19 protein-coding genes and 1 pseudogene are annotated in these 26,458 nt (G+C 40.6%); 9 read left to right on the top strand and 11 right to left on the bottom strand.

The annotated features are described in order from the left end of the window. Positions 1–83: 83 nt before the first annotated feature. Both gatC and NPUN_RS17825 read left to right on the top strand, forming a co-directional pair. Positions 84–377: an Asp-tRNA(Asn)/Glu-tRNA(Gln) amidotransferase subunit GatC gene (gatC, locus tag NPUN_RS17830; RefSeq protein ID WP_012409901.1), complete on the top strand. Its 294-nt coding sequence runs from the start codon at positions 84–86 to the stop codon at positions 375–377. Between the two features lie 1,255 nt (positions 378–1,632). Beyond that, positions 1,633–2,145: a hypothetical protein gene (locus NPUN_RS17825; protein ID WP_012409900.1), complete on the top strand. Its 513-nt coding sequence runs from the start codon at positions 1,633–1,635 to the stop codon at positions 2,143–2,145. Between the two features lie 166 nt (positions 2,146–2,311). Here the strand turns inward: NPUN_RS17825 and NPUN_RS17820 are convergent, their stop codons facing one another. Together NPUN_RS17820 and NPUN_RS17815 are read right to left on the bottom strand one after the other, a co-directional pair. Further along, positions 2,312–3,094, bottom strand: coding sequence for a peptidylprolyl isomerase (locus NPUN_RS17820; RefSeq protein ID WP_012409899.1), 783 nt, complete (start codon positions 3,092–3,094; stop codon positions 2,312–2,314). A gap of 371 nt (positions 3,095–3,465) precedes the next feature. After that, positions 3,466–5,013, bottom strand: a complete 1,548-nt coding sequence (locus NPUN_RS17815; protein WP_012409898.1) for a beta-barrel domain-containing protein — start codon at positions 5,011–5,013, stop codon at positions 3,466–3,468. Positions 5,014–5,108: 95 nt separating this feature from the next. Here NPUN_RS17815 and NPUN_RS17810 point away from each other — a divergent pair, with 95 nt between their 5' ends. Next, the gene (locus tag NPUN_RS17810) at positions 5,109–5,396 is read left to right on the top strand and encodes a hypothetical protein (RefSeq protein WP_148220341.1); all 288 of its coding nucleotides are present in this window, start codon (positions 5,109–5,111) and stop codon (positions 5,394–5,396) included. Here the strand turns inward: NPUN_RS17810 and NPUN_RS17805 are convergent. Beyond that, positions 5,369–8,473, bottom strand: coding sequence for a peptidase domain-containing ABC transporter (locus NPUN_RS17805; protein WP_012409897.1), 3,105 nt, complete (start codon positions 8,471–8,473; stop codon positions 5,369–5,371). The two genes, NPUN_RS17810 and NPUN_RS17805, sit on opposite strands and share 28 nt — an antisense overlap. Positions 8,474–8,494: 21 nt before the next feature. Beyond that, complete coding sequence (locus NPUN_RS17800; protein ID WP_041565492.1) at positions 8,495–9,094, bottom strand: helix-turn-helix domain-containing protein; 600 nt, start codon at positions 9,092–9,094, stop codon at positions 8,495–8,497. 1,409 nt (positions 9,095–10,503) lie between these two features. Here NPUN_RS17800 and NPUN_RS17795 point away from each other — a divergent pair. Further along, positions 10,504–11,151, top strand: coding sequence for a Uma2 family endonuclease (locus NPUN_RS17795; protein WP_041565491.1), 648 nt, complete (start codon positions 10,504–10,506; stop codon positions 11,149–11,151). A 295-nt stretch (positions 11,152–11,446) separates the two neighbouring features. On the opposite strand, the gene NPUN_RS17790 is transcribed toward NPUN_RS17795, so the two are convergent. From NPUN_RS17790 to NPUN_RS17775, 4 genes and pseudogenes are all read right to left on the bottom strand, one after another. Continuing rightward, on the bottom strand, positions 11,447–12,469 hold the full coding sequence (locus tag NPUN_RS17790; RefSeq protein WP_012408090.1) for an IS4 family transposase: 1,023 nt from the start codon (positions 12,467–12,469) through the stop codon (positions 11,447–11,449). Positions 12,470–12,557: 88 nt separating this feature from the next. Continuing rightward, positions 12,558–12,755, bottom strand: a pseudogene (gene rpmB / locus NPUN_RS17785) (50S ribosomal protein L28); the annotation flags it as partial. A 213-nt stretch (positions 12,756–12,968) separates the two neighbouring features. Continuing rightward, complete coding sequence (gene htpG / locus NPUN_RS17780) at positions 12,969–14,957, bottom strand: molecular chaperone HtpG (RefSeq protein WP_012409895.1); 1,989 nt, start codon at positions 14,955–14,957, stop codon at positions 12,969–12,971. Between the two features lie 238 nt (positions 14,958–15,195). After that, complete coding sequence (locus NPUN_RS17775) at positions 15,196–15,834, bottom strand: class I SAM-dependent methyltransferase (protein ID WP_012409894.1); 639 nt, start codon at positions 15,832–15,834, stop codon at positions 15,196–15,198. 474 nt (positions 15,835–16,308) lie between these two features. On the opposite strand from NPUN_RS17775, the gene NPUN_RS17770 reads away from it, so the two are divergent. The 4 genes from NPUN_RS17770 to NPUN_RS17755 all read left to right on the top strand — a co-directional run bounded on the left by NPUN_RS17770 (position 16,309) and on the right by NPUN_RS17755 (position 19,927). Continuing rightward, on the top strand, positions 16,309–17,634 hold the full coding sequence (locus NPUN_RS17770) for a P-loop NTPase family protein (RefSeq protein ID WP_012409893.1): 1,326 nt from the start codon (positions 16,309–16,311) through the stop codon (positions 17,632–17,634). After that, entirely contained in the window at positions 17,631–19,238 is a 1,608-nt protein-coding gene (locus NPUN_RS17765; protein ID WP_012409892.1) for a tetratricopeptide repeat protein, read from the top strand. The genes NPUN_RS17770 and NPUN_RS17765 overlap by 4 nt, the downstream gene beginning before the upstream one ends. 160 nt (positions 19,239–19,398) lie before the next feature. Then, positions 19,399–19,620 (top strand): hypothetical protein, encoded by a 222-nt coding sequence (locus NPUN_RS17760; RefSeq protein WP_041565490.1) that lies wholly within the window; start codon positions 19,399–19,401, stop codon positions 19,618–19,620. Then, entirely contained in the window at positions 19,598–19,927 is a 330-nt protein-coding gene (locus NPUN_RS17755) for a type II toxin-antitoxin system PemK/MazF family toxin (RefSeq protein ID WP_012409891.1), read from the top strand. Before NPUN_RS17760 ends, NPUN_RS17755 begins: the two co-directional genes overlap by 23 nt. A gap of 70 nt (positions 19,928–19,997) precedes the next feature. On the opposite strand, the gene clpB is transcribed toward NPUN_RS17755, so the two are convergent. Both clpB and gloA read right to left on the bottom strand, forming a co-directional pair. Then, the gene (gene clpB / locus NPUN_RS17750; protein WP_012409890.1) at positions 19,998–22,637 is read right to left on the bottom strand and encodes an ATP-dependent chaperone ClpB; all 2,640 of its coding nucleotides are present in this window, start codon (positions 22,635–22,637) and stop codon (positions 19,998–20,000) included. Positions 22,638–23,277: 640 nt separating this feature from the next. Then, positions 23,278–23,712, bottom strand: coding sequence for a lactoylglutathione lyase (gene gloA / locus NPUN_RS17745; RefSeq protein ID WP_012409889.1), 435 nt, complete (start codon positions 23,710–23,712; stop codon positions 23,278–23,280). Positions 23,713–23,969: 257 nt separating this feature from the next. On the opposite strand from gloA, the gene eno reads away from it, so the two are divergent. Next, positions 23,970–25,259, top strand: a complete 1,290-nt coding sequence (gene eno / locus NPUN_RS17740; RefSeq protein ID WP_012409888.1) for a phosphopyruvate hydratase — start codon at positions 23,970–23,972, stop codon at positions 25,257–25,259. Between the two features lie 118 nt (positions 25,260–25,377). Here the strand turns inward: eno and argC are convergent, their stop codons facing one another. Further along, positions 25,378–26,436, bottom strand: a complete 1,059-nt coding sequence (gene argC, locus NPUN_RS17735) for an N-acetyl-gamma-glutamyl-phosphate reductase (RefSeq protein WP_012409887.1) — start codon at positions 26,434–26,436, stop codon at positions 25,378–25,380. Positions 26,437–26,458 lie beyond the last annotated feature (22 nt).

Below are 26,458 nucleotides of genomic sequence, written 5' to 3'. Positions count from 1 at the left end.
TCATTAGTCATTAGTTCTTTGTCACTTGCTAAGGACTAATGACCAATTAAAAATGAAAAATGACCAATGACAAATAACAATTTATGATTGACCAAGAACAAGTTCATAAAGTAGCTAATCTGGCTCGTTTAGAATTGACTCCAGAAGAAGAGGAACAATTTACTACCCAATTGGGAAGTATTCTGGATTATATTCAACAGTTGGATGAGCTGGATGTCAGTAATGTACCCCCAACAACACGGGCAATTGATGTTAGCAATATCACACGAGAGGATGAATTGCAACCCTATGCTAATCGTGAAAGTATTCTTAACAGTGCGCCTGAACAGGAAGGCGAATTTTTTAAAGTTCCAAAAATTCTTAACAGCAATGAGTAAGTAATAAGACCGTTGAGCAGAGAGAACAATTGCAAAAAATCTAGATTAGTTATTTCATATCTGGGTAATCAAGAGACAATTAAACTATCCTGGACATAAATCATTCGTTTTGTTGAATCTGCAATATTTTGTTAGTGAATTACTATCAAAATATTCATTCACTGTTCGTCCAATTCTGATAGCAAATTTATCACTTCTTGGGATATTTTGCTATCTAATGCACGCTTCGGTTCATCTGCTATAACGAAAATCGGCTTATTGACTTTCAGAAAGTTGATTTGGGCGGTTAAACATTCGCTCTGTTACGGTAATCTCACCCTTATCAGTGCCTTTTCTGTGCGATCGCGGCGTTCTTGCTTAGGAATATTAGCATAAACATATTTTTATCGCCCTTCAGCGAGGTAAGAAATTAAATACCCATAATAATTAGATATTTTCCATCTTTGAGATATAAATTAATACATTTAATTATATAGGACTCATATTTGATTTTTGAAAAAATTTAGTATAGCTCAAAGAGGCTTCTTAACTGTTGCCTTCCTATCGCGCTTCGCGCACCATGCAAATAATTATAGCTACGTCAGTCACGCTGCGCAAACAGAAATCAAATCGGATTTCTATAAGAATATTAACTTTCCCTAAATGAGATTTTTTGTAATAGATTCGAGATAAATTTCGAGTAGTTAGCTATGCCTGCAATGTTGTTCGTTAACCTCAAATCCAGGCTACATTAAGTATTTATACTCAGCGTTTTCAGTAAATATTTAAGGTATTTTTGTAAAATAAATGCATACTACATTTTGAATTCCGGTCTCTGGGTTATAACAGAAGCCGATATTAGGATACACTGGCTTTTGAATAGATCGAAAGTTCAGCAGCGACTTTGTTTTTTACTGCTGGTGACTTATTGCCAGTATCCTATCACCTTTTGCTGTATGAAACTTACTTCAAGCTACGGGAAGTCTCCCTCAAGAAGGTTTCTTAGCATCCAAAACGACTTTCACTCTTTTAAGGCTATAGCCTTAGAATATTTACAAGCTTTGCTTACGAATTAGCTGTCTCTAGAAAAAGTACCGCTTTTGCTGTCTAAGCTGACATTACACCTGTTTATATGCGGATTCATGTAGCTTAATAACAAATTAGCGGATTCATTAATATTAAGCCTGTTTTACTATTTAGTTCCTTATCCTGATTTATTAGACAGCTAGAGTGTTCATTTCACTTTGTTCAATAGCTTTTAGCCCTTATCGCTCCCATGCTGACTCATCACCGCAAGCCCGTGTGCTTATCACTTATTTCCACTGACCTACCAATTTGGTCTGTTGTCGAAACTGCCGCGACATTGTATCAAAAAGATACTGATAGATTCCATTTGCTGCTAACTGCACCGCCCCTAATCAGCTGCGAAGTCGAGAGTGTCGTAAGTCCAGAGGATACGCTTCCCCAAAGTAAGAGCAAAGCTTACGCCCCTAACAGCCCGAGAATTTTGTGGCTGGAGATTTCCCCTTATCGAGTCATCATGACTATGCAAGGTAACGCTCAAGTGAGTTACCGTCACTTTTGGGAACAGGGCGTTTATGGTATTAGTCGCTATTGGTTGCCAACTGAGTCGTTGCAACCTAATGACCCTATTCGGTTACGAAATTTTACTAGTAGCCTAACTCTCAATGGACATCCTTTACCAGAGCATTTACGTCTGGAATATGAATTGTGGGCAGAAAAAGTCCAGTTAGGATGCTACATACTTAATTTGGAAATTAAACACTGATATTTAAAGGGGATTGGGTGCAGATTATTCTCTATCACCTGTCACCTCTCCCCTAAAGTCAATACTTGTAGCAATCCTATCTTAGAACAGTAGCATGGTTGCGTTGCGTAAAAGATTGGTTGCAATCAGAACAGCGCTAAAGCCACCACAAATGATGGTGATGGTATTAAGCCTGTATTAACACATCTTTAGATACTTGAGGACTAACATCCTTTGTGAGCTTTGTTACTATTTCCATAGCAGCAGTTTGTGACTTTAACCAATTAGTAAACAAGTCTCCGATGATTTTTAGTCGTCTTTGCTCGTCTAATTGAGGTTTAATGATTTCCTCTACTGCAATTATATGCACTCCTTTGGGAGTAGTTATTGGCTTGAGAATTTGTGGGGGATTAGCAGCAAATATGGCTGCTGCAATCTCCGGTCTAAAATCAGTGCGTAGACGTATTCCTTGATATCCTCCAGCCCGGCGTATTTCGGTATTTTGAATGTATTGACGGGCGATTTGTTGAAAACTAATTTCCCCTTCTTGCAGCGCATAAAATAGTTCTAGCGCTAAATCTTCATCATCTAATACAACTTCATAAGTAACTGCTGCAATGTAATCGAGTTGATGTGCATAAAAAAATTGTTCAGCTTTGTCTGCAAATAAATGATTTGCTAATTTGGCTGAGAGAAGGTTGTTTTCGGCTATTGCTTCAAAGTCGTCTAAAGAAAGATGATATTTTTCTAACCACGCCCAGGTATCTTCTGCTTTAAGCAGTTGGTTGGCTAAACGCAGGCTATCTGCTGCGCGTTGTAGTTCTTCTAAACCAATTTGAATACCTGCTTTTTTCGCTTCCTGTTCAATAATTTTTCGGGTTGCGATCGACTCTAATATATTAGGGATTTGGCAAGCAAGCTTTATGTGGTTAAGAATATCATCAGGAGAAACAGTCAATACATTTGACATAATCTAATTCCTCCAATGGTTAACCTAAATCAATAGGATATTATCAGGATTAATCGGACAATATTAATTACATCTATACTATATTTTTAGATTTAATTATTTATTGCCTCTGTCTAATAGTAGCCTTAATATTTTATTTTGTGTCATTGCAAAAAGATTTTTATAAAATCAATATTTTTGTATTTAAATTATGAATATCAATAAAATATATGAAAAGTTAAAAAAATAACTGCTTAAATAAAAGTTAGCAATACTTGATAGAAATTGAACCATGAGGCTCACCCCGACTTATTAAAAAAGTCGGGGATCTTGTTGCTCATGTTCTAAGCTACGGTTTAATTACCTGAAAATTACTGTAACTTACCGAATTTCTATAGGTCTAAACCACCTTGTTGTAACTTCTTAAACGGATCTAAAATAAAATCTACAATCCGGCGTTGGCGGATAACCACCTCTGCGCTTGCAGTTTGACCTGGTGTTAGAGGGATACGTTTGTTGGCAGTTTGGATATAGGGCTGAAGTAGGGAGATTTCCAACTCATAGGTTTCGATGTTACCTTGATTAGCGGCTTGAACTTTCGAGTTAGGCGAAATCCAGCTAACGCGTCCTTGCACTACCCCATAATCTTGGAAGGGATAAGCATCAAATTTGATTTTAACTGGCATTCCTACCTTTAAAAAACCGCTTTGTTGGCTAGGCATCTGCGCTTTGAGAATCAAAGGAGTATTGTTGGGCGCAATTTGGGCAATCATCTGTCCTGGTTCAACTACAGATCCTGGTTTGTGGATAGGCAACTCGAAAACTGTACCATCAATAGGCGATCGCACTATTCGTTGCTGCATCTGTAGCTGTAAAGATGCAATCTGGCTTCCTGTTTGAGCAATTTCTGATTGCAGGCTAGTAATTTGTCCTTGTAAATCTTTAAGCTGTTCCTGATTTTTCAGCACCGCTAGTCTACCTGCTTGCACCACACTGCGATAGCTGCTTTGCTGTTCTTGCAGACTAAGTTTTGCCTGCTGAATATCTGAAAAGGCTTGACTCATCAACGACTGATAGCGGTTAAGTTCTTCTTTGAAGCGCAACTTTGCTTGTGTGATATCAGATTTTGCTTGTTCCTGTAAGCGTTGACTTTCTTCTGCAATCTTTTCTAATTCCACAACTTTGATTTGGGGAATTGCACCTTGCCGCACAAGCTGGCGATAACGCGCAACTTCTGTGACATCTCGGCTGAAACGACTCTTCGCTAACTTTTGAGCAATTTTGGTAGAACTGATATTCTGGCTAGCTTGTTGTACTAAAGCCAGTTTTTCTAGTCTTTGTGAGTTATAGGTACTCTGTTTAGCATCTAGATTTTGCTGTGCCTGACTAACTTGAGCAAGTTTTTCTAATTCTTGGGATTTATTTTGTTGCTCTTGGATGTTAATAGTCAAGATAATTTGGTTTTTCAGAAGATCCAGTTGCGATCGCCGATTCAATAAACCTTCCAGTTTTGTCTGCACCTGCTGCAAATCCGTTCGCAGCACATCAGACTCTAATTGAACTAAAATCTGTCCTGCCTTTACAGTTGAGCCTTCTTTGACATTGACTGCGGTAATGCTACCAGTAACTGGACTATCTAATTTTTGGGTTGCTCCTTCAGGTTCCATCCGCCCTCTAGCACTCCCTGTTTCATCAACTTTAGAAAGCATTGCCCAAGGTAAGATGATTCCAGCAAAGCCTACCAGTAAATACAACATGGAGCGCGTCCAGAGTTTTGGTAAGGCATCTAGCAGTTCCTCAGTGCCGTAAAACCAATCGTTTGCTTCAGATGTTTTTTGTGTTTGAGGGTGAAAGATGGCATTTGTGTCTTCCACCAGGTGAAATTCAGTTGGTTTTGGGATGGCGAAGGCGGATGATGAATTATTGGATGGGTTTGGCATAAGAATTGGACGTTGGGGATTAGGGACAGGCTAATTTGTAATTAGGGCTGGATTGGAGATTTTGAGTATTTGGGGTAGATGAATCCAGTTCAAAGGTGGATGAACGAGTATCTGAGGTGGATGAATCCGGTTCAAAGGTGGATGAACGAGTATTTGATGTGGATGAATCCGGTTCAAAGGTGGATGAACGAGTATCTGATGTGGATGAATCCAGTTCAAAGGTGGATGAACGAGTATTTGATGTGGATGAATCCAGTTCAAAGGTGGATGAACGAGTATCTGATGTGGATGAATCCAGTTCAAAGGTGGATGAACGAATATCTAATTTCCTTCATCCCCTATTTCTGAGTCTCTTTCAACCTGTTTGCGCTAGTTGTTGCTGATTGAGATAAAAATAATGTCCTTTTTTAGCGATTAATTGCTCGTGAGTGCCGCTTTCGACCAAAATGCCCCGATCTAAAACCAAAATTAAGTCAGCATTACGCACTGTAGAGAGACGATGAGCAATAATTAAACTTGTGCGTCCTTGAAGAATTTTTGTCAGGTTGTGCTGAATAATCCGCTCAGATTCAGCGTCTAAGTGACTGGTTGCTTCATCGAATATCAAGAAGCAGGGGTTTCCTAACAAAGCACGAGCGATCGCTAGGCGTTGGCGTTGTCCACCGGATAACATACCCCCACCTTCACCAATTTGGGTTTCGTAGCCCATTGGCATTAGCTTAATAAACTCATCTGCTCCTGCTAGCCGCGCCGCTTCAATAATTTCTTCTTGCGAAACTTCTGGATGAGCAATACTGATATTCTCCTGAATCGTACCGCCAAACAAAAAGGTATCTTGGTCTACAACGCCAATTTGGGAGCGGAGCGATCGCAGAGAAATATTAGTCACATCTTGACCATCAATCAAAATTTTGCCATCCGTCGGCAGATATAGCCCTAAAATCAGTTTGGAGAGGGTTGTTTTTCCAGAACCACTACGCCCTACAACCGCTATAGTTTGCTCAGGTTTGATTTCAAAACTGAGGTTTTCTAACACGTTAATCTCACTTTCTGGATGATAACGAAAAGTCACATTTTCAAATACAATATGACCGCGCAAACTACTTAAACTCTGACGGGGTTGAAATTGTAAATCTTCTTCTGGCTCTGCTTCTAAAACATCATTAATTCGCTCAGTGGAAATGATCACCTCTTGCAACTGATTCCACAGGACAACGAGTCTTTGGAAAGGTCGAATTACGTTACCTAATAACATATTGAAGGCAATTAATTGTCCAATAGTCAGTTGATTTTGAATTACCTGCCATGCACCAAACCAAAGTAATCCTGTAGTAACTAGTGATTCGATACTAGAACTAAAAATTTGTAGTTGGTTACTAATTACCTGACCGCTAAAGGTCTTTTTAATGACATTATTCAGCAGTTCTTCCCAATGCCACCGGACTGTTTGCTCAATTGCCATTGAGCGAACTGAGCGAATACCCGTGAGAGATTGAATCAAATAACTGTTTTCTTTAGCTGAAGCATTAAAAACTTCGCGGCTAATGCGGCGCAAAAAAGGTGTAGCGACCAGCGCCAAGAATACAAAAGGCGGGACGATCGCTAAACTGAACAATGCCATTTGCCAGCTATACCAAAACATCAATGCCAGATAGACAAATACTGTCATCAAATCCAAACCAATAGATAGTGCTTCTCCAGTTAAGAAGCGCTGAATTTTTTGATTTTCTTGGACGCGAGAGACAATATCGCCAACGTACCGCGACTCAAAAAAAGCTAGGGGCAAGCGAAAGGTATGCTTAATAAAACCTACCAGCAGTGTTAGTGACAGACGATTGGCTGTGTGATCTAGTAGATATTGCCGCAGTCCATTCAGAGCAACGCGGAAAAAACCAAAAATTAGTAAGCCTAAACCAACGGCATTTAAAGTTAAAGTACTACCCTGTACAATTACTCGGTCTAACAGTAGCTGGGTAAATAGAGGTGTAACTAGTCCAAACACCTGAATCAACACCGAAGCGAGAAACACTTCTAACAGTACTTGCGAGTGAGGTTTAACTAAATCAAAAAACTGCCAAAATGCTGTAGTCGCTTCTTGGGTTTCTTTGAGTAAGTCTGTGGGTTGCAATAACAGGGCATAACCAGTCCAACCGGCTTTAAATTCGCTAGCGGTAAGGGTACGTTGACCGATGGCGGGGTCGCCAATAATCACCCGTTTTTTATTGACTTCATAGACAACAACATAGTGCTTACCTTCCCAGTGAGCGATCGCAGGTAGGGGTTGTTGGGCTAGTTTATCGAAGCTAGCTTTCACCGGACGGGTAGAAAAGCCGATACTTTCTGCTGCGGCTGTCAAACCCCGCATTGATGCTCCACTGCGACTGACGTTAGTTAAATCTCGGATGCGGTTGACATTAAAGCGTTTACCCCAATAGCGACTAATCATCACCAGGCAAGATGCTCCACAGTCAGAGGCGCTTTGTTGTTCAAAAAACGGATACCGTTTAGTCAAGCGTCCCAACCAATGCCCAGCCTTTACTTTTGGGCTAGGAAAGTACGGTCGTTGTTTCCTTTGCTTTTGTTTTGGCTCAATGTTGGGAATTGGGGATTGGGGAAGGTGGTGTCCCCTCTGGGGATAAGGGGTAATGGGGATTGGGGATTGGGAAGAGTTTTTCCTAGTCCCCAGACCGAAATCTTCACTCTCCAGGACAGTTTGAGGCTCTTGGGAATCTATCAACTCTGCTAATTGCGGCCAGTGTTGTAGAGCTGTTTGCCAATCCGCATTACTCAAACTGTAAGCGATCGCTGATTGCGCTACCTGCAAACTTCCGTCTTTGGGATTCACGTGGATGTTTCCAGGTGTCAATCTTTGCCCATGAGAATCCAGCAGTTCGCCCCGATACAGCAACCAAAGCTTGATATCTTTAGTGAGATTGGCACTCAAAGAACCACTTTCTAGATTGTGTCGCTCAAATAGAGATAGCGCTTTAAAGGTCTCCTCAACGGAGCCATTATGCCCAATTAAGGAGTTGTAACAACATAACAGCAGCAAATCCCAGACCTCTGCGCGTCTTAAAAGGCGATCGCGGACACTAAGCGATGTCCGAATTACCTCTTGTAAAGTCTCTTGATTGATATAGCAAAGCTTTAAGTTTGCCGAAGCTCTAGCCACATAAGGACTAAATTCCTTTTCTGGAAATAAAGTTAACTCGCCAAATGACGATCCAGAAAAGAGAGTGGTAATTAAATTATTAGAGCTATCCAGCAGCCTGACTTTACCACTCAGGACAATATAAATTCCTGTGTTAGTTGTAGTTGCTTGCCAAAACTGCTTTGCTACTTGTGGTTCGACAATCTTCAGCCCTTCAAGACACGTATCAAGTTCTTCCTTTGACAGCGAATTACCCAAGACTTGGGTAATTTGTTCAGCTAAATATTGCTGGGAAAACGCTGATGGCATTTTCTAACCTCCAAAACAGTATTAGTTATTGGTCTGAATTAGATTAAATGACCAATGCAAACTAGGTTCAGAGTTAGATTGCAAGTCGCAGATTGTAATACTAGTATCTTTATTTTTATCAGTTTCTTGTGGACAAGATTTTTTGCGCTTAGTAGAAAGTCCCATTTTTTTTAGCAGCCGATTAACATGGCGATCGGTAATTGCAATGCCAAATTCATTTGCTAAATGTTTACTTAACCATTGTGCTGTCCAGCAGCTAAATGCGTAACCATATTCACGCGGACTATTACTTACCAATTCTTTCAAGCGTTCAATATATTGATCGTTAACAGTTTTTGGTCTACCTATCGGTCGCTCATTCCATTTATGTGCTAAACCTGCCTCTGCTAAACCAATCCAGTATCGTGCCATTTCCTGAGAACAACTTAAGATTTCACAGATTTGGCTTTGAGATTTACCTTTATCAGCAAGTAACATAATTTCAATCCGCCGACGATATTCTGGTTGTAAATTAGCTTGCAGGTTTTTCAGCAGTGCCTTCCGTTGGAAAGGTGTTAAGAACTTGCTCTCGTGCATGTCATAGCATTCAAAAGCTTTCTCTTGACTGAAATTTTCCGACATAATTTTTATCAGTTGCTACCAAGTGTCAAATGTGGGCAAATGTGTCTTTTGCAACTGTTTCTAATCCTGAAATATCAGGATATACAACTGCAAAATTAATTAGTCCTAGATGGTTAATTAAATATTGAATTGGTGTGCAAATAGCGACAGGTATATATACCCCTAATATTCTGATGATTTAGAAGCGATATTACTGTCTTGATTCAGGTTTTAATAAATTAAAATTGGACGTTAATGGTCTTCACTTGGAATAAAAATACTTCAAACCATTAAACCAATCACTGGTTAGCCGCTAAAATTTGACAGATTTTCCTGAAGCCCGGTGCAATAATGGTATTGGTTAAGACCATTACCCCTAGTTGATGGTAATAGGTAAACACTTTCAAGGCTTCGGGTAGCCCTTATATTAATGATTTTACTGAGTTCTACAATACGATTTATAGATTAACCTACTTAAATATTAGTAGGTTAAGTTTTGATTACCAACAAAGATTGGATCTTGTTCCGTTAATCGGAAGCTAAAAACAGTCAAGGTCAGGTATGAATATGAATCTACTTCTTAGGCTATCTAAAACTAGTGACTTTCTCATCAGTAGATAGTCCTAAATTTGAACCTATCTCGAATAAAATTGCAACGCCGAAGTGACAGCTACTCAAACTTTATCTTAATCCACTATTTCTTATTTAAGGATAATCCTACATCTAGTCAATAGTTTTTACAAAAAATAAAAAATATTTATCAAAGCTTGATAATAATTTCACTAAAATATTACAAATTATTTGAATAAAAGAGTAAGAGTTTAACATAGAGTTTAAACTCTAATAATAATTGCTCATTTAAAATTTATTATCGGAACAAATTGCAAGAGACCTAACTTATTGGTTGCCAAAAAATACAGTACTTTATGAATTAATATTAAGTCTACATCTGTCCATAGTAGTAAAACTACATCCATTACTATCTACCATATTTATGATGTAGATATCTATCTATAGTATGAAAATATTCTAGTTTCGCAAAAAAGGATTTCTAGACGTGTTTACGAATAATTTGCTCTAGCTAAAGATAGGTTTTACTAAATTTTTGAAAAAGTTGACAATTTCCTCTGGTTCAATAAAGATTTGTGCAAGGTCATTCCTTAGTTGTTTATTAGTATATTTAAGCACTTAATTACTTTGATTGCTTAGGCGTAATTAGTTTCAAATCAAATAATTTTCTTCTCTATCTGGAAATGACTGAGGACAAATTGTAGTAACCAGTAGAAACTAAATCAGGAACTAAAACCTCTGGAGTCCCCAGAGGTTTTTTCTTTAAAGTATGCTCCTCTGCTAACACTTGTATGAAGAGTTAGAGCAATGCATTAGTAGAGTAAGCTAAATTTAGATATAAGCTACTGGGAGTGGAGATGATGTTGTTGGAATTAAAGCGCATCCATGTTCCACCAGGACAAAGAGTGTTAGTGCGAGATGTAACCTGGCAGGAATTGGAAACAATTCTAGAGGATTTAGGCGAACACCGTGTAGCACGAATTGCTTATGACAGGGGAATACTGGAGATTATGGCACCACTGCCAGAACATGAATATGATAAAGAAATTATTGGCGATTTAGTCAAAGCGCTTCTGCAAGAGCTAAATACTGAGTTCATCAGTCTTGGTTCTACAACTTTCAAAAACCAAGCAATGGCTCAAGGTATAGAACCTGACCAGTCTTTCTATATAAAAAATGAATCTAAGATTCGTGGGAAGAAGCGTCTAGACTTAACAGTAGACTCCCCTCCAGATTTAGCTATAGAAGTTGACATTACTTCTCGCACTCATCCTAATATTTATGAAGCTTTAAAAGTACCTGAACTTTGGCGTTTTAATAAAGGAAAGCTCCAAATTAATGTTCTACAAAATGGTCATTATGTAGAGTCTCAGCAAAGCCTAAATTTTCCTCAATTTAAATTAGGTGAAGCGATTACTCAATATCTTGAGCAAAGTATAACCGGAGGCAGAAATGCAACATTCAAAGCTTTTCGTCTTTGGGTACAAAAGCAAATACAACAGGGATAATTCGTAATGATGCTTGATGACTCGCTAACGTAATTCGTAATTTAGAATTAATTTTGGGTAATGAGTCGCCTAACACTAATTTCAGTTCTATTTTGGTAGGGAACCAGGATGAATAGCGGCAAAGCCGCTTATCCTGTCTCCCGTACATAGTCTCAGGTTCTAAAATCCCAGGTTAATTAGTAATGATTCAGGTTAATACCAGCTTCTTTTGCCATTGCTTCTAACCCAGAAATGTTGAATGCTGATACAAAAGTTTACATATCTAGTTACACTAACTCTAAAAAGCCTAAAATAGTCAACATGACATCATCTCTTCAAACCAATGAACATAACTTATTTTCTGACACATACAAGATTGTAAATAGCGGAATTTATCTAATAGCGTATGTCCCCATTGTTGTGGTACAGATAATATCTGTAAAATTAGATAAGCTATTAAAGTAACGTAAATTTGTATGGTGATACCATTAACATTTTTAGTAATTAACTTGTCAAGTTTTAAGTGCATTTTCAAAAACTTCCACAACAATTCAACTCCCCAACGCAATCGATAAATATCCCTGATTTCATAATCACTAACGGCAGCCTCTCCTAATGTTGGTAAATTGGTTACTAATCGAAACTCAGTTTTCGTTTCTAAATCACAAAAATTAATCACTCTATAGGCTTGAGCATCATTAGATGCACCAACTTTAATTAATCCAGTTTGCTCCTCAAATTCTAACTTCCAATTGTTTTTTACCCGCAAAACAAAGTATTTGTTTTCTTGGACTAATTCTTGGATAAATTTTAATCCAGCAAAACCTCTATCCATTACACCAACAGCATTATTTGGTAGACTAGACATCATTTTACAACCAAATTTATAGTCATGGTCATGTCCAAAGTTTATGAAGTTATCTGATGGACTTCCAGTAGCTAAATTTAGAGAACTGAAAAGTTTTACTTGATGGTGTCCTAGTACCCATAACAATTTACTTGTGAGAGTAATAATTGTTGAATCTATTGGACAAATTGCATATTTATCATGTAACTTTTTTTGAACTTTCTTCTGTACTAATTCATTTAATTTTTGGTAAATTTCTTGAAAAGGTTTTTGACTTCGATGTAAGTTTGCTTTAGAGAAAGTAGAAATATCTACCGGAAATCCTGTGTTGTTTAATCTGTTAAATAAATCTCGCATACTTGTTAAGCTGTTATCCATAGCATAAGATAACCAGCACTCAAAGAACAGACGACTGTTCAATACTGGATAATCGTTTTTTGGCAGTCCTCTCAAGATATCTTTGACAATCTTGGGAAATGAATTTATAATCACTATTAAATAGATATACTTTAATCTTCCGCCCAAAATTTAACATATTTTGGGCTGTTTTTATCGGATTTTTCTTAACATTCAACACTTTTGCTTCTAACCCCTTAACTTCTAGGGTTTTAATTGCTTTGGTGGACAGCTTTAATTTTACCCAGCGATTTCCGCCTTGCCACCAAACACGCTTGCTTTGCAGATTGGCGTGCTGAAGGCGTTTTGTACGACGGTGGGAGTGAGAAACAGCAAAGGCGTTATTTGCCTTCTTACCAGTTAGTTCACAGCGACGAGACATAGCAAGTATCTCCAGATTGTTATTTTAATACAGCCTTTCCATTCTATGTCTTAGACAGCAGAACTGGAAAAGGGAGTGGGGGAGATGAGGGGAAGGGGAGCAGGGGGACAAGAAGCAGGGGGACAAGGGGAACAAGGGGGAATTATTGAACAAGTCTCCCCCCTCTTCCTTATCTCCCTTGTCTCTTCTTCATACCCAATTCCCCATTCCCAACTATTTACTAGCTTGTTCAGTCAGTTTGGTGAGTACCTCATTCGATCGCTCGACGAAAGATTTCATTCCTTCAGCGTCAAATCCTTTTTGAGACATCAGCGCTAAATCATAAACGTGTTGACAAATTAAGTTCACTAACTGATCTGTAGATGATTGACCGTCACCTTGAATAATAGTACCTTGGTTCAGATTTGCCAGATTTTGAATAAGCGGGTGAGCAGTATTCACGAGCAAAATGTGATCTTCAGGAAACTCTGCTGTTCCCTGCTGCATCATGGCATTCATTTCTCGCAGGCGGCGAAGAATCTCTGGTAAAAGCACCATCGCAGGTGGTGTACCTTGAGGATCGTCTGACTTCAACGCTTCGGTACGGATGTTGAGTTTGGGTTTGTTGAGAGATTTCTCAAATAACTCTTTAATCGTCTCACTGCGGGTTTTGTTCGTCTTAGGATCGACAATTTCCTTATCTTTATCTTGTTCCAGCAGAGTATTGTCTAAATCTGAGTCTACCCGCGTAAACTTGACATCCTGATATTCCCGCTCTAGGAAGTTGATAAAGTGAGTATCAATGAAGGAGTCCATAAATAGGACTTCCAATCCTTGATTTTTGTGCAGTTCTATGTATGTAGATTGGGTTGCTTCATCAGTACTGTAGAAAACCCGGTTTTCGTTGCGTTCTTTGTTGCGTTCTAGATATTCTTTCAGCGTAGTATAGGGAGCGCTGGGGGTTGAGTTCTCAGCACTGGGTGAAGGAGTCACATCTTGCCAAGCATCGCCGTCTGAAGACTGGACTTCAACCACTGGAGTTTCAGCAGCAACTTTTTCTGTCAGCTTGGCGGTGGTGCGGAAGACGATGATGTCTTCAATTTGTTTTTTGAATTTATCGTCGTTGAGAACGCCGAATTTTACAAAGGTTCCGAGATCTTTCCAAGCACTGATGTATTGTTCGCGATTATCGCGGAAAAGTTCTTTGAGGCGATCGCCTACTTTTTTAGCAATGTAGTCACCAATTCGCTTCACGGTGCGATCGCCTTGCAAGGCACTCCGCGATACGTTTAGCGGAATATCGGTGCTATCAATCACACCCCGCATCGGCATCAGAAATTGCGGGATAATTTCTTCGCAGTTGTCGCTGACAAAAACTTGATTACAAAATAGCTTGATTTGCCCTTTGGTAACATCTACATCCGGCCTCATTTTGGGAAAATACAGAATCCCGTTGATGATAAAAGGATAGTCAGTATTTAAATGTACCCACAACAAAGGTTCTTCCTGAAAAGGATACAGGTAACGGTAAAACTCTAAATAATCTTCTTGAGTCAGATTACTTGGAGACTCTCGCCACGGTGCTTTTTGCTTATTTAATACTTCACCCTCTAGTTTTATTGGTACTGGCAAGAAATCGCAGTAGGTCTTGACAAGATTCTTAATCCGTGCAGATTCTAGAAATTCCTCCTCTTCGCCTTGCAGACTGAGGGTAATAGTAGTGCCGCGAGTTGTGCGGGACGAATCTTCTAAGGTAAAAGCTGGGGAACCATCGCAAGTCCAGTGAACCGCCTGCGCCCCTTCTTGGTAGGAGAGGGTATCAATTTCTACCTTTTGCGCCACCATGAAGGAAGAGTAGAAACCAAGACCGAAGTGGCCAATTATGGGTTGATCTGATTTGCCTTCGTATTTATGAATAAATTCTTCAGCACTAGAGAAGGCAACCTGATTGATATATTTCTTAACTTCATCTGCGGTCATCCCGATACCGTTATCGGATATGGAGAGAGTTTTCTTATCTTTGTCAATGGCAATTTCAATTTCCGGTTCGCCGATGTCTCCAGCGTAATCTCCGGCGCGGGATACCATTTTCAGCTTTTGGATAGCGTCTACAGCATTGGATACCAGTTCCCGCAAAAAGATTTGGTGATCTGAGTAAAGAGACTTCTTAATGATCGGGAAAATATTCTCAGTATGAATACTGATAGTGCCTTGTTCTAGCATAATTGGTAATTTCCGATGTTAGTATCTGAAATGATGATAGTGGCTAATACAACCTAACCCTCTGCTTTCCAGGATAAACCCGGAGAATACAGAAGGACATGATACCAATTAGGATTTTAAAAGCATAGCTTAGGCGATCGCACTTTTTTTGAGCATTGTTTGCCCCCATTTCTGATTCGGATTTCCCTACTTCCTAGTACAGACGCGATTAATCGCGTCTCTCCTCACAGACTGCCGTCTAAATATTGTTGGTTTTTTCTAACACCAAAAAATAGTGATACGGGTAACTAGGATCGATAAATTCTTGCTTGACAGTTAGCCCAGCGTTGGCAACAGAGTTTAAAATCCGCTTTTTGGGATATCCTTTCAAACCCATTTCCCAGTAATGCTCGTCACATACTGGCTTTGTACTCCAGAATTTTGGCACACTGAGTAATAAATACCTTGGTCTACCTGAGAAAGAGCTTTTGATCTGAAAGGACAAGTATTGAGTGCAATAAGGAATAGAAATTACCAAAAATTTCTTTGTTGCTTCCGCCAGTTTTTTCAGCGCTTCTTCTGACTGTTCATAAGGAAAGTGTTCCAGCACTTGAAACAGGACAATGGCATCAAATTTATCTTTTGGCAACGAAAAATCTGTAGTTAAATCCAAAATCATTTCTGGCTTGAGGTTGGGATCGACATCAGCAGTAGTGACGTTGTATCCATTGTTCTTCAAGATGTCTGTTAACAGAGAATTAAAAATCCCAATTTCCAGAACGTTTTTTACTTGATTACCCAGCGAAAAAATTAGACGCAATTGATGGTGATAACTAATAAGCCGATCTTTAGACAAATATTCTGAATTTCTAATATCTAACGAAGTTATGAGTTGCATAAACAATGCTTACCTAACCTGATGGACTGACTAATTTGGTGGGTATACAACTACAGGATTCCCGTAAAACTAGTGAAAATAACAGCACACTGAGCCGATGAATTGAACATATTAGTGATATATTTTACTTTTTAATGATTTAGGATTTACGCATAAAATATACCCCCCTTTTTTAGCTACGGTGTACACACTATCTTGGCAATAAAGCCCAAACCCTGGATTTACCCCCCTTAATCCCCCCTTGGCAAGGGGGGAAATATCCGGTTCTCCCCCTTGGCAAACTTGTGTGTACACCGTAGCCAATACATACGGGGAGGGTTAGGGTGGGGTAAAACTGACGCGAAAACCCAGGTGAGTAAACTATTTCAGAGCTTCAAATTTTAAATGCGTAAGTCCTGTAATTTCTTCTTTTGCCAGACACTCAACTTTCTATAATCTCCCTTATTATGAACAACATTGCTATATTTTTTACCTATGGTTAATAGTTCTGGCTTACTCGCAAAACTCTACAATGCTTTTAACCCCTTTGAACCCTTACCCGCAGGCGATCCAAAATATGTAGATTGTCAGGATGTGCGCGGAGATGCGGATATTGAACAAGAGTTGGGAAATCGGATGCGATTAGCAGATACAAATACTTGTCAATTGTATTCCGGTCATCGGGGTGCGGGGAAGTCTACAGAATTACTCAGGTTAAAGAAATATTTAGAAAACCGGGAATTTTATGTTGTGTATTTTGCGGCTGATGAAGAGGATATCGATTCTGAAGATGCCCAATATACAGATATACTCCTCGCCTGTACCCGCCGTTTGCTCAAAGATTTAAAAGGAATTGCTAGTCCTCGTCCTATACTCGACTGGTTGAAAGGTCGTTGGGAAGATTTGAAAGATTTGGCGCAGACTCCCATAGAATTTGAAAGTCTGGGAGTAGAAGCCCAGCTAACTCAATTCGCCAAGTTGACCGCAAATTTAAGGGCTGTTCCTGAATTACGCCAGAAGATTCGCCAAAAAATTGATCCTTACACTGTCACTTTAATTCAGGTTTTAAATGAATTCCTGGTGGATGCAAAACAGCACTTACCTAATGGCTACAAGAAACTGGCGGTAATTGTCGATAACTTAGACCGGATGGTGTTAGTTAAAGACGCAGAACGCACCAACTATGAAGAAGTCTTTTTAGACCGTAGCGAACAACTCCAAGCTTTAGATTGCCATTTGATTTATACTGTCCCCATTTCAATGGTCTATTCTACCAGGGCAACAGACCTTAGAGATATTTACGGCGATCCCCAAATTTTGCCGATGATTATGGTAAAAACTTTCGAGGGAAACGTTTATCAGCCAGGACTCGAAAAAGTTAAGGAAGTAATTAAGAAACGAGTCCGGCAAATTGCACCAGAACTATCACTAGAAACGGAAATTTTTGACAGTCCCCAAACCTTAGACAGACTTTGTTTGATGAGTGGAGGTCATGTGAGGAATTTGCTATTGTTAACTCAAGATGCCATTGGACGTTCTGAAGACTTACCTGTTTCAGAAAAGGCGGTGCGACGAGCAATTACTCAAGCTAGAGATACTTATCGCCGCGCTGTGGAAAATCATCAATGGTGTCTGTTAGCGGAAGTCTCTTGTTCTAAGCGCATTATTAATGATGACTTGTATCGGAGTTTAATGTATAATCGCTGTCTTTTAGAATACCGTTATTTGGATGATGATGGAGAAATGCAGCGTTGGTATGATATTCATCCATTGATTCAAGGAATTCCAGAATTTAAAGAAGCCGTAGCGAAACTTTCATGAACCCAAATTTAAGCGATTGGGATGATGATTTACCCCCAGAACCAGAAGAAGCTTATCAAGACTTGCTTCGCGCACTGAGGCGAAAATCAGGATTTGGTTTGTTTTTCGTCCAATGTACACCTGTAGAAGCAGACAATTTAATTATCAAACTTCCGCAGGAGATTCCGCAGAAGAAGATTGCAGTTTTGCGCTTTGTTGAGGCAATTGATAATTTATATCAGCCAGTCGCAGAGTCTGTTAAAGACAAGCAAGTTGATATTTTATTGATTAAAGGTCTGGAATATTCTTTATATAAGTATGAAAAAAGAAGTTTTGGGGAAATTACAGAAGGACAATTTAGCAATTTAATCAGTGTTCCGCATATTTTAAATCACTTAAACCAACAGCGAGAACGCTTTAGAGATGACTTTCCAATTAGCTTTGTTTTTCTTTTACGTTCTTTTTCGATAAACTATTTTATTCATCGCGCCCCAGATTTTTTTGATTGGCGTTCTGGAGTATTTGAATTACCTACAGCGCCAGAGGTGGTAGAACAAGAATCAACTCGCCTGCTGTTGGAAGGAGACTATGAGGAATATTTGAAACTCAGCTCTGAACAAAAAATTGAGAAAGTTATAGAAATTCAAGACTTGTTGACAGAAAAAGATCAGCCAGAGAGTCGGAAGGCAGGTTTACTAGTTGAACAGGGGAATTTACTAGACGCTGCTAAGGAATACGAAGCAGCGATAACATCTTACAACCAAGCACTGAAATTTCAACCTGATTACTACCAGGCTTGGAATAATCAGGGTAAGGCATTACGCAATTTAGGACGTTATGAAGAAGCACTTGCCTCCTTTGAGCAAGCACTGAAATTTCAACCTGATGATTACATAGTTTTGAATAACAAGGGAATTGAATTGTGGAATCTAAGACGCTATGAAGAAGCGCTCGCATCTTATAATGAGGCGGTACAAATTAAACCAGATGATCCCCAAGCTTGGTACAATCGGGGAATTACGCTATGGGATTTAGAACGCTATGAAGAAGCGCTTGCATCCTATAATGAGGCGGTACAAATTAAACCAGACTATCAGGAGGCTTGGCACAATCAAGGTAATACACTTGGAAAATTAGAACGGTACGAAGAAGCGCTCGCATCCTACGTTAGAACAGTAACAATTCAACCTGATAAACACGAAGCCTGGCATGGTAAAGGCTTTGCACTAGGGCAATTAGGATGTGATGAAGAAGCACTTACCGCTTTTAACGAAGCACTGAAAATTAAACCAGATTATCACCAAGCTTGGTACAATCGGGGCCATGCACTATCTAATTTAGGACGCAATGAAGAGGCGATCGCATCTTACGACCAAGCACTAAAAATTAAACCTGATTACCACTATGCTTGGTATTATAAGGGGGCTGCATTAATTAAATTAGGTCGCTGGAAAGAAGGAAATAAAAGTATTAACAAGGCTATTGAAATCAATCCAGATTTTGTGAAAAATATATTTAATATTCAAAATAAACAAATTATCACTAGTTTGTTGCAAAAATTGGGATTTCAAAAATTAGTTCAAATTGCGATAAGTTTCTTGAGAATAATTGAATTTAGGGGCTGATGAAACGACCTTGATATTAGAGTTTATTGTTCAGATGATTTTAGCTAATTTTAAATATAGCGATCGCTTTCTTACTTCCACTGAAAAACTAGCTGAAACTAAAAGTGATCGCCCCTAAATTGAATTACACTAAATATTATGAAAATTGTAACTAGCAGTTATGCAAAATGAATTGACTACTCTAACTTATGAAATTGAACTAAAACCAGGGGAAAAATTGAATCTCCCAGAATCAATACTGGAAAATATAACTACAGGGCACTGGGTAATTACCATCCAACAAAAAGCAAAAGAAACCGAAAGCACCCGCAGCCATAATGCTTTTTTGAACGGCTACGCACCACAAGACGAAGGACTTTATGACGACTATCCAAGCCGGTGAATTTTGGGTAGCAGATATTCCATTTACTAGCGGTGAAGGTTCTAAAAAACGTCCAATACTTGTGTTGTGGTTAGATGGAAATGATCTAGTAGCCGCAGTAGTCACATCTGCTAAACCCCGTACACAAACTGATGTATCTTTGAATGATTGGGTTGCAAGTGGTTTGCGTGTTGCTTCAACTGTGCGTCTATCTCGATTGGATTGTCTAGAACAATCTTTGTTGCTAGCTAAGATCGGGCAAGTTTCTGAATCAGATGCAAAGCGCTTAAAAGAATTATGGGATTTGTATGTTAAGCCTCAGTTTTAAGCAGCTTAAACTAAAAGCGATCGCACATAGATTACTAAATATAAACTCATGTAGCGATCGCCTTCTGTGACTATGTAGCAATCTGTGGTACTGACACCTTCACCAGCACTTTTTTACTAAAAGACAGACCATTTTCATTTTTGTCAATGAGAATCGTGTCTCCAGAGATAAAAGTATTTTCCAATAACTTGGTGGCGAGGGGGTTTTCTACTTCTCGCTGAATTGCGCGTTTGAGTGGACGCGCACCATAAACTGGGTCATAGCCTGATTCGACAAGGTGATCGCAGGCTGCTTGGGATATCTCAAAGAAGATTTTTTGCTCTCGTAGGAGATTTTCTACTCGCTTGAGTTGAATACGGATGATTTGCCGCATTTCCGTGCGATTTAGGGTATGGAAGAGAATAATATCATCAACGCGGTTGAGAAATTCTGGGCGGAAATGCGATCGCAAACCTTCCATTACCCGCTTCCGCATCGTTTCATACTGAGAATCACCAGACACATCTAAAATGTGTTCGCTACCTATGTTACTGGTCATTACAATAACGCTGTTACGAAAATCTACCGTTCTCCCCTGAGAGTCAGTAATTCTCCCATCATCTAACACCTGCAACAAAATATTGAACACATCGGGGTGCGCTTTTTCCACTTCATCCAGCAGCACCACTGAGTAGGGACGGCGGCGAACCGCCTCGGAAAGTTGACCGCCTTCTTCATAGCCTACGTATCCTGGAGGCGCTCCCACTAACCGAGAAACTGAGTGTTTTTCCATATACTCAGACATATCTAAGCGCACCAAGGCATCATCAGAATCAAAGAGAAACTGAGCTAAAGCACGGGCGAGTTCGGTTTTGCCCACACCTGTGGGGCCCATGAACAAAAATGAACCAATGGGACGGGAGGGGTCTTTCATCCCCGCACGGGCGCGGCGAATGGCTGCTGCTACCGCTTCTACAGCCTCTTCTTGCCCAATGACTCGTTGATGCAAATGACTTTCTAGTTGCAGTAATTTTTGCCGTTCCGATTCCAACAGGCGATTAACGGGAATTCCTGTCCATTTGGCGACGATTTCCGCAATATCAGCTTCAGTGACTTGTTCTCGCAGCAACGTGGAACCTTGGTTTTGAATTTCTAAAAGGCTGGCTTCTTTAGCTTCGCGCTCGTGCTGTACTCCTTCCAATTTGCCATATTTCAGTTGGGCAGCTTTATTTAGGTCATAAGCGCGTTCCGCCTGTTCAATTTGCACTCGCAGCGCATCTTCTTCTTTCTTTAAGGCGCTTATCGCCTCCAATATCTGCTTTTCACCTTGCCATTGCTCATTAAATATTTGCTGTTTTTCAGTTAAATTGGCGATTTCTTGCTCAATGCGCTCCAAACGCTCTTTTGTTTGGGGAGTACCCTTTTCTTCGCCAGCTAATGACAGCTTTTCCATTTCTAACTGCATGAGGCGGCGATCGATGGTTTCCAATTCTGCTGGTTTGGAGGTAATCTCCATTTTCAACTGTGCTGCGGCTTCATCCACCAAATCTATTGCTTTATCTGGTAAGAAGCGATCGCTAATATAACGTGCTGACAGGGTTGCTGCTGCTACCAAAGCCGAATCAGAAATTTTGACGTTGTGATGCACTTCATAGCGTTCTTTCAACCCCCGCAGAATGGAAATAGTATTTTCCACACTTGGCTGATCGACAAATACTTGCTGAAAGCGGCGTTCTAGGGCAGCGTCTTTCTCAATGTGTTTGCGGAACTCGTCGAGGGTAGTTGCACCAATACAACGCAGTTCTCCCCGCGCCAGCATTGGTTTGAGCAAATTTCCGGCATCCATTGCCCCTTGTTGGCTGGAACCCGTACCGACTACGGTATGTAGTTCGTCGATAAACAGGACAATTTGCCCGTTAGAGTCCATAACTTCTTTGAGGACAGCTTTCAAACGTTCTTCAAATTCTCCTCGCAATTTTGCCCCAGCAATTAAACTACCGATGTCTAAAGAGATCAGTTGGCGGTTTTTCAGAGATTCGGGAACGTCACCGTTTACCATCCGTTGTGCCAAAGCTTCTGCGATCGCAGTTTTACCTACCCCAGGTTCACCAATCAAGACGGGGTTATTTTTGCTCCGACGAGACAATACTTGAATTACCCGCCGAATTTCGTCATCTCGCCCAATTACCGGGTCGAGTTTTCCAGCTTTTGCCTGTTCTGTCAAATCTCTGCCAAATTTTTGTAAAGCTTCATAGCGCGATTCTGGGCTTTGATCTGTTACTTTTTGGCTACCGCGAACGGCTTTGATAGTAGCTTCTAGTTTAGCTGCGTCCGCACTAAAGCTTTTGAGGATCTTTCGTCCAATGCGATCGTCTTCAGCAAAAGCCAAAAGTATATGTTCTACGGAAATGTAGGAGTCTTTCATCCTGACTCTAGCTTCCTCAGCTTTATCTAGTAAAACATCTAAACTACGGCTAAGATAAAGCTGATCGCTTTTACCAACTTTGGGCTGACGTTGGATAAAGGCTTCTAGCTGCTGTTGAAAGCGGATTGGATCGACCTCAGATCGAGCCAGGATACGTATTGCTAGACTAGTGGGTTCTTCTAACAGGGCAATAATTAAATGTTCAACATCTAGTTGCTGTTGTTGATAAGCACGGACTATATCCTGAGATTTAACAATTGCTTCCCAGGCTTTATCAGTAAATTTATTCGGATCTGTAGGTTGCATCTTTATAATTTTGGAATTTTGATTTTTAGTTTAGGGAGTTTAGGGATTGGGCATTGGGGACTGGATATTGGGGATTGGAAAAACTTTTACCTAGTCACTAATTCCTAGTGCCTAGTCCCCAGTCCCTAATTATCCAAACATTTCAGCGTATATCCGCGTGTATCTCCGGTGGCAATTTAGGAATGGTAATTTGGTGATAGTTTAATCTACTACCTATTTCCTAATTTAAAACGAAAACACTGTTCTGAGCGGACTTTGCCAGATGATGTTATTGGAGCGATGCCTACGACACGGGCTATGACGCTCCTGCGCCGCTCTAAGCGTACTCCTACGGAGAAGCGAGCTATGCGTAGCGTCTCGTAGAGAAGCCATGCCGCAGGCTTTACGCTACGCTATCGGTATCGCTTTTAGGAATGCGGATACTAATAGGATTTACGCAGATAATATCCCCTAACCCGCCTAAAAAGGGGAGGCAAAAAGGGAAAATCCTCGCGCATTCAGGTTTACCGATATGAAACAGCAGGTGCGGGAAGAATCAATCTACCCGCGTCTGGTTCAACTTTTCAAGACATCGGTGAGTATTTTCCTACAGCTTTATTGCCTTCAACCGAGAAGCGCTACATATCCTTAATTATAAGAATTACTGACTCACAAGTTGCTCTTGTGATTCCTCTTTGGCTGCCGAACCTTGAGATCCTAGTTGAATCAGCTCAATTTTATACCCATCTGGATCTTCCACAAAAGCAATTACTGTCGAACCATGTTTCATCGGCCCTGGTTCGCGCACGACTTTACCGCCCTGATTGCGGATTTCTTCACAGGTAGCGTAAATATCATCAACTCCAAGGGCAATGTGACCGTAAGCATTACCCAATTCATATTTTTCTACACCCCAGTTGTAGGTTAGTTCAATTACTGCGTTGTCGCTTTCGTCACCATAGCCCACAAAAGCCAGGGTAAATTCTCCCCCTGGATAATCTTTTCGGCGCAGTAATTTCATACCCAAAAGTTCACAGTAAAACTTCAACGACTCTTCCAGATTGGCTACCCGTAGCATTGTATGTAGTAATCGCATATTGACCTTTTCTGTGTAATTGATTTAGTGTTATTCTCTGCAAATATTTTACCTAGCTGAAAGTCTTCAGGTAGAAATGCCATCAGGGAAAAAATTAAATTAACATTCCCTTACCAATTTTTGGTATTGTTCCCTATCCATACAATGGAAATCTTCTTTAATCTCAGCCAATAAAGTCTCTTAACAGCATAAGCTAGCGATTGGGTTAGGCAACTAGACTGGGTGCGTAACACACTCGAATAAAGGATAAAGTACAGATGAGTAAATTTTTAGACACTGCAATTGAAGCGATCGCAGCCCGTGAAATTCTTGATTCACGCGGTAGACCAACAATTGAAGCCGAAGTGCATTTAGCCAATGGTGTTGTCGGACTAGCGCAGGTTCCTAGTGGTGCTTCCACAGGCTCTTTTGAGGCTCACGAACTGCGTGATGGTGATAAAAGCCGTTATGGGGGCAAAGGCGTACTCAAGGCAGTAAAAAACGTCAAAGAAGCACTTGCACCAAAATTACTAGGCTTGGATGCCCTCAACCAAGAATTGCTAGACCGGACAATGATCGCCATAGATGGTTCTCCTAACAAATCTAGTTTGGGCGCGAATGCGATTTTAGGGGTTTCCTTAGCAGCAGCCAAAGCAGGCGCTGAATCTCTAGATATTCCTCTATATCGCTATTTGGGTGGCCCTTTAGCGAATTTGCTCCCAGTGCCATTGATGAACGTAATTAACGGTGGCGCACACGCATCAAACAACGTGGACTTTCAAGAGTTTATGATTGTCCCAATTGGCGCAACTTCTTTTCGGGAAGCATTGCGCTGGGGTGCAGAGGTATTTGCTACCCTTAGCCAGGTATTAGATGAGAAGGGTTTGCTTACTGGTGTAGGCGATGAAGGCGGCTTTGCCCCTAACCTAGAATCTAATCAAGTAGCTTTGGAATTGCTGGTTGCTGCAATTAAAAAAGCTGGTTACAAGCCAGGTGAAGAAGTAGCTTTGGCTTTGGATGTGGCCGCTAGCGAATTTTACAAGAATGGGCAGTATGTTTACGATGGTAAACCTCATGCCCCGGCTGAATTTATTGATTATTTAGGACAACTAGTTGACCAATACCCAATTGTGTCAATTGAGGATGGTTTGCATGAAGAAGACTGGCAAAGTTGGCAATTGCTGACCCAGAAGTTAGGTTCGCAGGTGCAATTGGTAGGGGATGATTTGTTTGTAACGAACGCTACTCGCTTGCAAAGAGGTATCGAGGAAAAAGCCGCTAACGCCATTTTGATTAAACTCAATCAAATTGGTTCTCTCACCGAAACCTTGGAAACAATTGATTTGGCAACTCGTAACAGCATCCGTTCAGTAATTAGCCATCGTTCTGGTGAAACCGAAGACACAACGATCGCTGATTTAGCTGTAGCAACCCGTGCCGGTCAAATCAAAACAGGTTCCCTCTGTCGCAGCGAACGCGTAGCTAAATATAATCGCTTGCTGCGAATTGAAGATGAACTAGGCGATCGCGCCGTTTATGCTGGTGCTGTAGGTTTAGGGCCGAAGTAGGGGCAGGGGAGTGGAGGGGCAGGGGAGGCAGAGGAGCAGGGGAGCAGGGGAGGACAAGGAGATAAACAAAACTCTTAACTCCTAACTCAGCACCCCATTCCCCAATCCCCATTCCCAATCATGGATAAAACCCCAACTTGGGCAACCCCAAAGTTTCATCCCAGCCCATCATCAGGTTTAGACATTGAATCGCTTGACCCGCCTGCCCTTTAATTAGATTGTCAATTGCCGATATGACAATCACCCTACCTGTGCGCGAGTCAACTTCTACGCCGATGTAACAAAGGTTGCTGCCATTAGCCCACTTGGTTTGGGGGTAAATGCCGCTACCGCAAACTTTTACCCAAGGAGAGTTGCGGTAGAAGGCTGAGAAAATTGTGATTAAGTCATCTCGCACTAGACCAGGATCGCTCATTTTGGCATATACCGTTGCCAAAATCCCGCGTACCATTGGGACAAGATGGGGTGTAAATTGGATCATCAGTTCGTGACCAGCTAAGTCACTGCAAATTTGCTCAATTTCTGGGGTATGACGGTGACGGCCGATATTGAAAGCTGCGATGGAATTATCTGCTTCAGATAGTAATAAGTTGGTTTGAGGTTGCCGTCCACCGCTAGATGTGCCAGCCTTGGCATCGATAATAGCTGTTTCTGGTAAGATTAAGCCTTGCTTTAAGAGTGGCGAAAGTGCAAGGAGACTCGCAGTCGGATAGGAACCAGGACAGCCAATAAGTTGAGCTTCGGCAATGCGATCGCGATAAAGTTCTGGTAATCCATAAACTGCTGTAGCTGCAATGGTGCGATCGCTTCTCTCAATGCCATACCAATTTGTATAAGTTGTCAAATCACTGAACCGATAGTCTGCGCTCAGATCCAGCACTTTACATCCTTTTTCTAATAGTTTGGGCGCGATTTGGCAAGCCAGACCATTTGGTAAAGACAGGAAAACTACTTCACAGCGATGAGCAATTATTTCTGGTTCTACCGCTTCTATTGGTAGATTAGCTGTATGAGCCAGATGTGGGTACAAATCCCCAAAGGATTTACCAATACTACTCTCACCGCCTAAATAAACCAGTTCGACTTCTGGATGATCCATCAGTAGCCGTACTAACTGTACTTCGCCATAGCCCGACGCGCCAATAATCCCAACGGGTACGCGTCTAAATTTGCCCATGATCTGAAATCCTTATCCCATG

This window comes from Nostoc punctiforme PCC 73102 (assembly GCF_000020025.1).
Classification (GTDB): Bacteria; Cyanobacteriota; Cyanobacteriia; order Cyanobacteriales; family Nostocaceae; genus Nostoc; species Nostoc punctiforme.
Note: the sequence above shows the minus strand (reverse complement) of the source record. Positions and strands in the feature narration are given on the sequence as shown.

Bases quoted from the DNA above. Each gene is read 5' to 3' on its own strand.
- gatC (WP_012409901.1), top strand. From the start codon at position 84: ATGATTGACCAAGAACAAGTTCATAAAGTAGCTAATCTGGCTCGTTTA.
- NPUN_RS17825 (WP_012409900.1), top strand. From the start codon at position 1,633: ATGCTGACTCATCACCGCAAGCCCGTGTGCTTATCACTTATTTCCACT.
- NPUN_RS17820 (WP_012409899.1), bottom strand. From the start codon at position 3,094: ATGTCAAATGTATTGACTGTTTCTCCTGATGATATTCTTAACCACATA.
- NPUN_RS17815 (WP_012409898.1), bottom strand. From the start codon at position 5,013: ATGCCAAACCCATCCAATAATTCATCATCCGCCTTCGCCATCCCAAAA.
- NPUN_RS17805 (WP_012409897.1), bottom strand. From the start codon at position 8,473: ATGCCATCAGCGTTTTCCCAGCAATATTTAGCTGAACAAATTACCCAA.
- NPUN_RS17800 (WP_041565492.1), bottom strand. From the start codon at position 9,094: ATGTCGGAAAATTTCAGTCAAGAGAAAGCTTTTGAATGCTATGACATG.
- NPUN_RS17795 (WP_041565491.1), top strand. From the start codon at position 10,504: ATGTTGTTGGAATTAAAGCGCATCCATGTTCCACCAGGACAAAGAGTG.
- htpG (WP_012409895.1), bottom strand. From the start codon at position 14,957: ATGCTAGAACAAGGCACTATCAGTATTCATACTGAGAATATTTTCCCG.
- NPUN_RS17775 (WP_012409894.1), bottom strand. From the start codon at position 15,834: ATGCAACTCATAACTTCGTTAGATATTAGAAATTCAGAATATTTGTCT.
- NPUN_RS17770 (WP_012409893.1), top strand. From the start codon at position 16,309: ATGGTTAATAGTTCTGGCTTACTCGCAAAACTCTACAATGCTTTTAAC.
- NPUN_RS17765 (WP_012409892.1), top strand. From the start codon at position 17,631: ATGAACCCAAATTTAAGCGATTGGGATGATGATTTACCCCCAGAACCA.
- NPUN_RS17760 (WP_041565490.1), top strand. From the start codon at position 19,399: ATGCAAAATGAATTGACTACTCTAACTTATGAAATTGAACTAAAACCA.
- NPUN_RS17755 (WP_012409891.1), top strand. From the start codon at position 19,598: ATGACGACTATCCAAGCCGGTGAATTTTGGGTAGCAGATATTCCATTT.
- clpB (WP_012409890.1), bottom strand. From the start codon at position 22,637: ATGCAACCTACAGATCCGAATAAATTTACTGATAAAGCCTGGGAAGCA.
- gloA (WP_012409889.1), bottom strand. From the start codon at position 23,712: ATGCGATTACTACATACAATGCTACGGGTAGCCAATCTGGAAGAGTCG.
- eno (WP_012409888.1), top strand. From the start codon at position 23,970: ATGAGTAAATTTTTAGACACTGCAATTGAAGCGATCGCAGCCCGTGAA.
- argC (WP_012409887.1), bottom strand. From the start codon at position 26,436: ATGGGCAAATTTAGACGCGTACCCGTTGGGATTATTGGCGCGTCGGGC.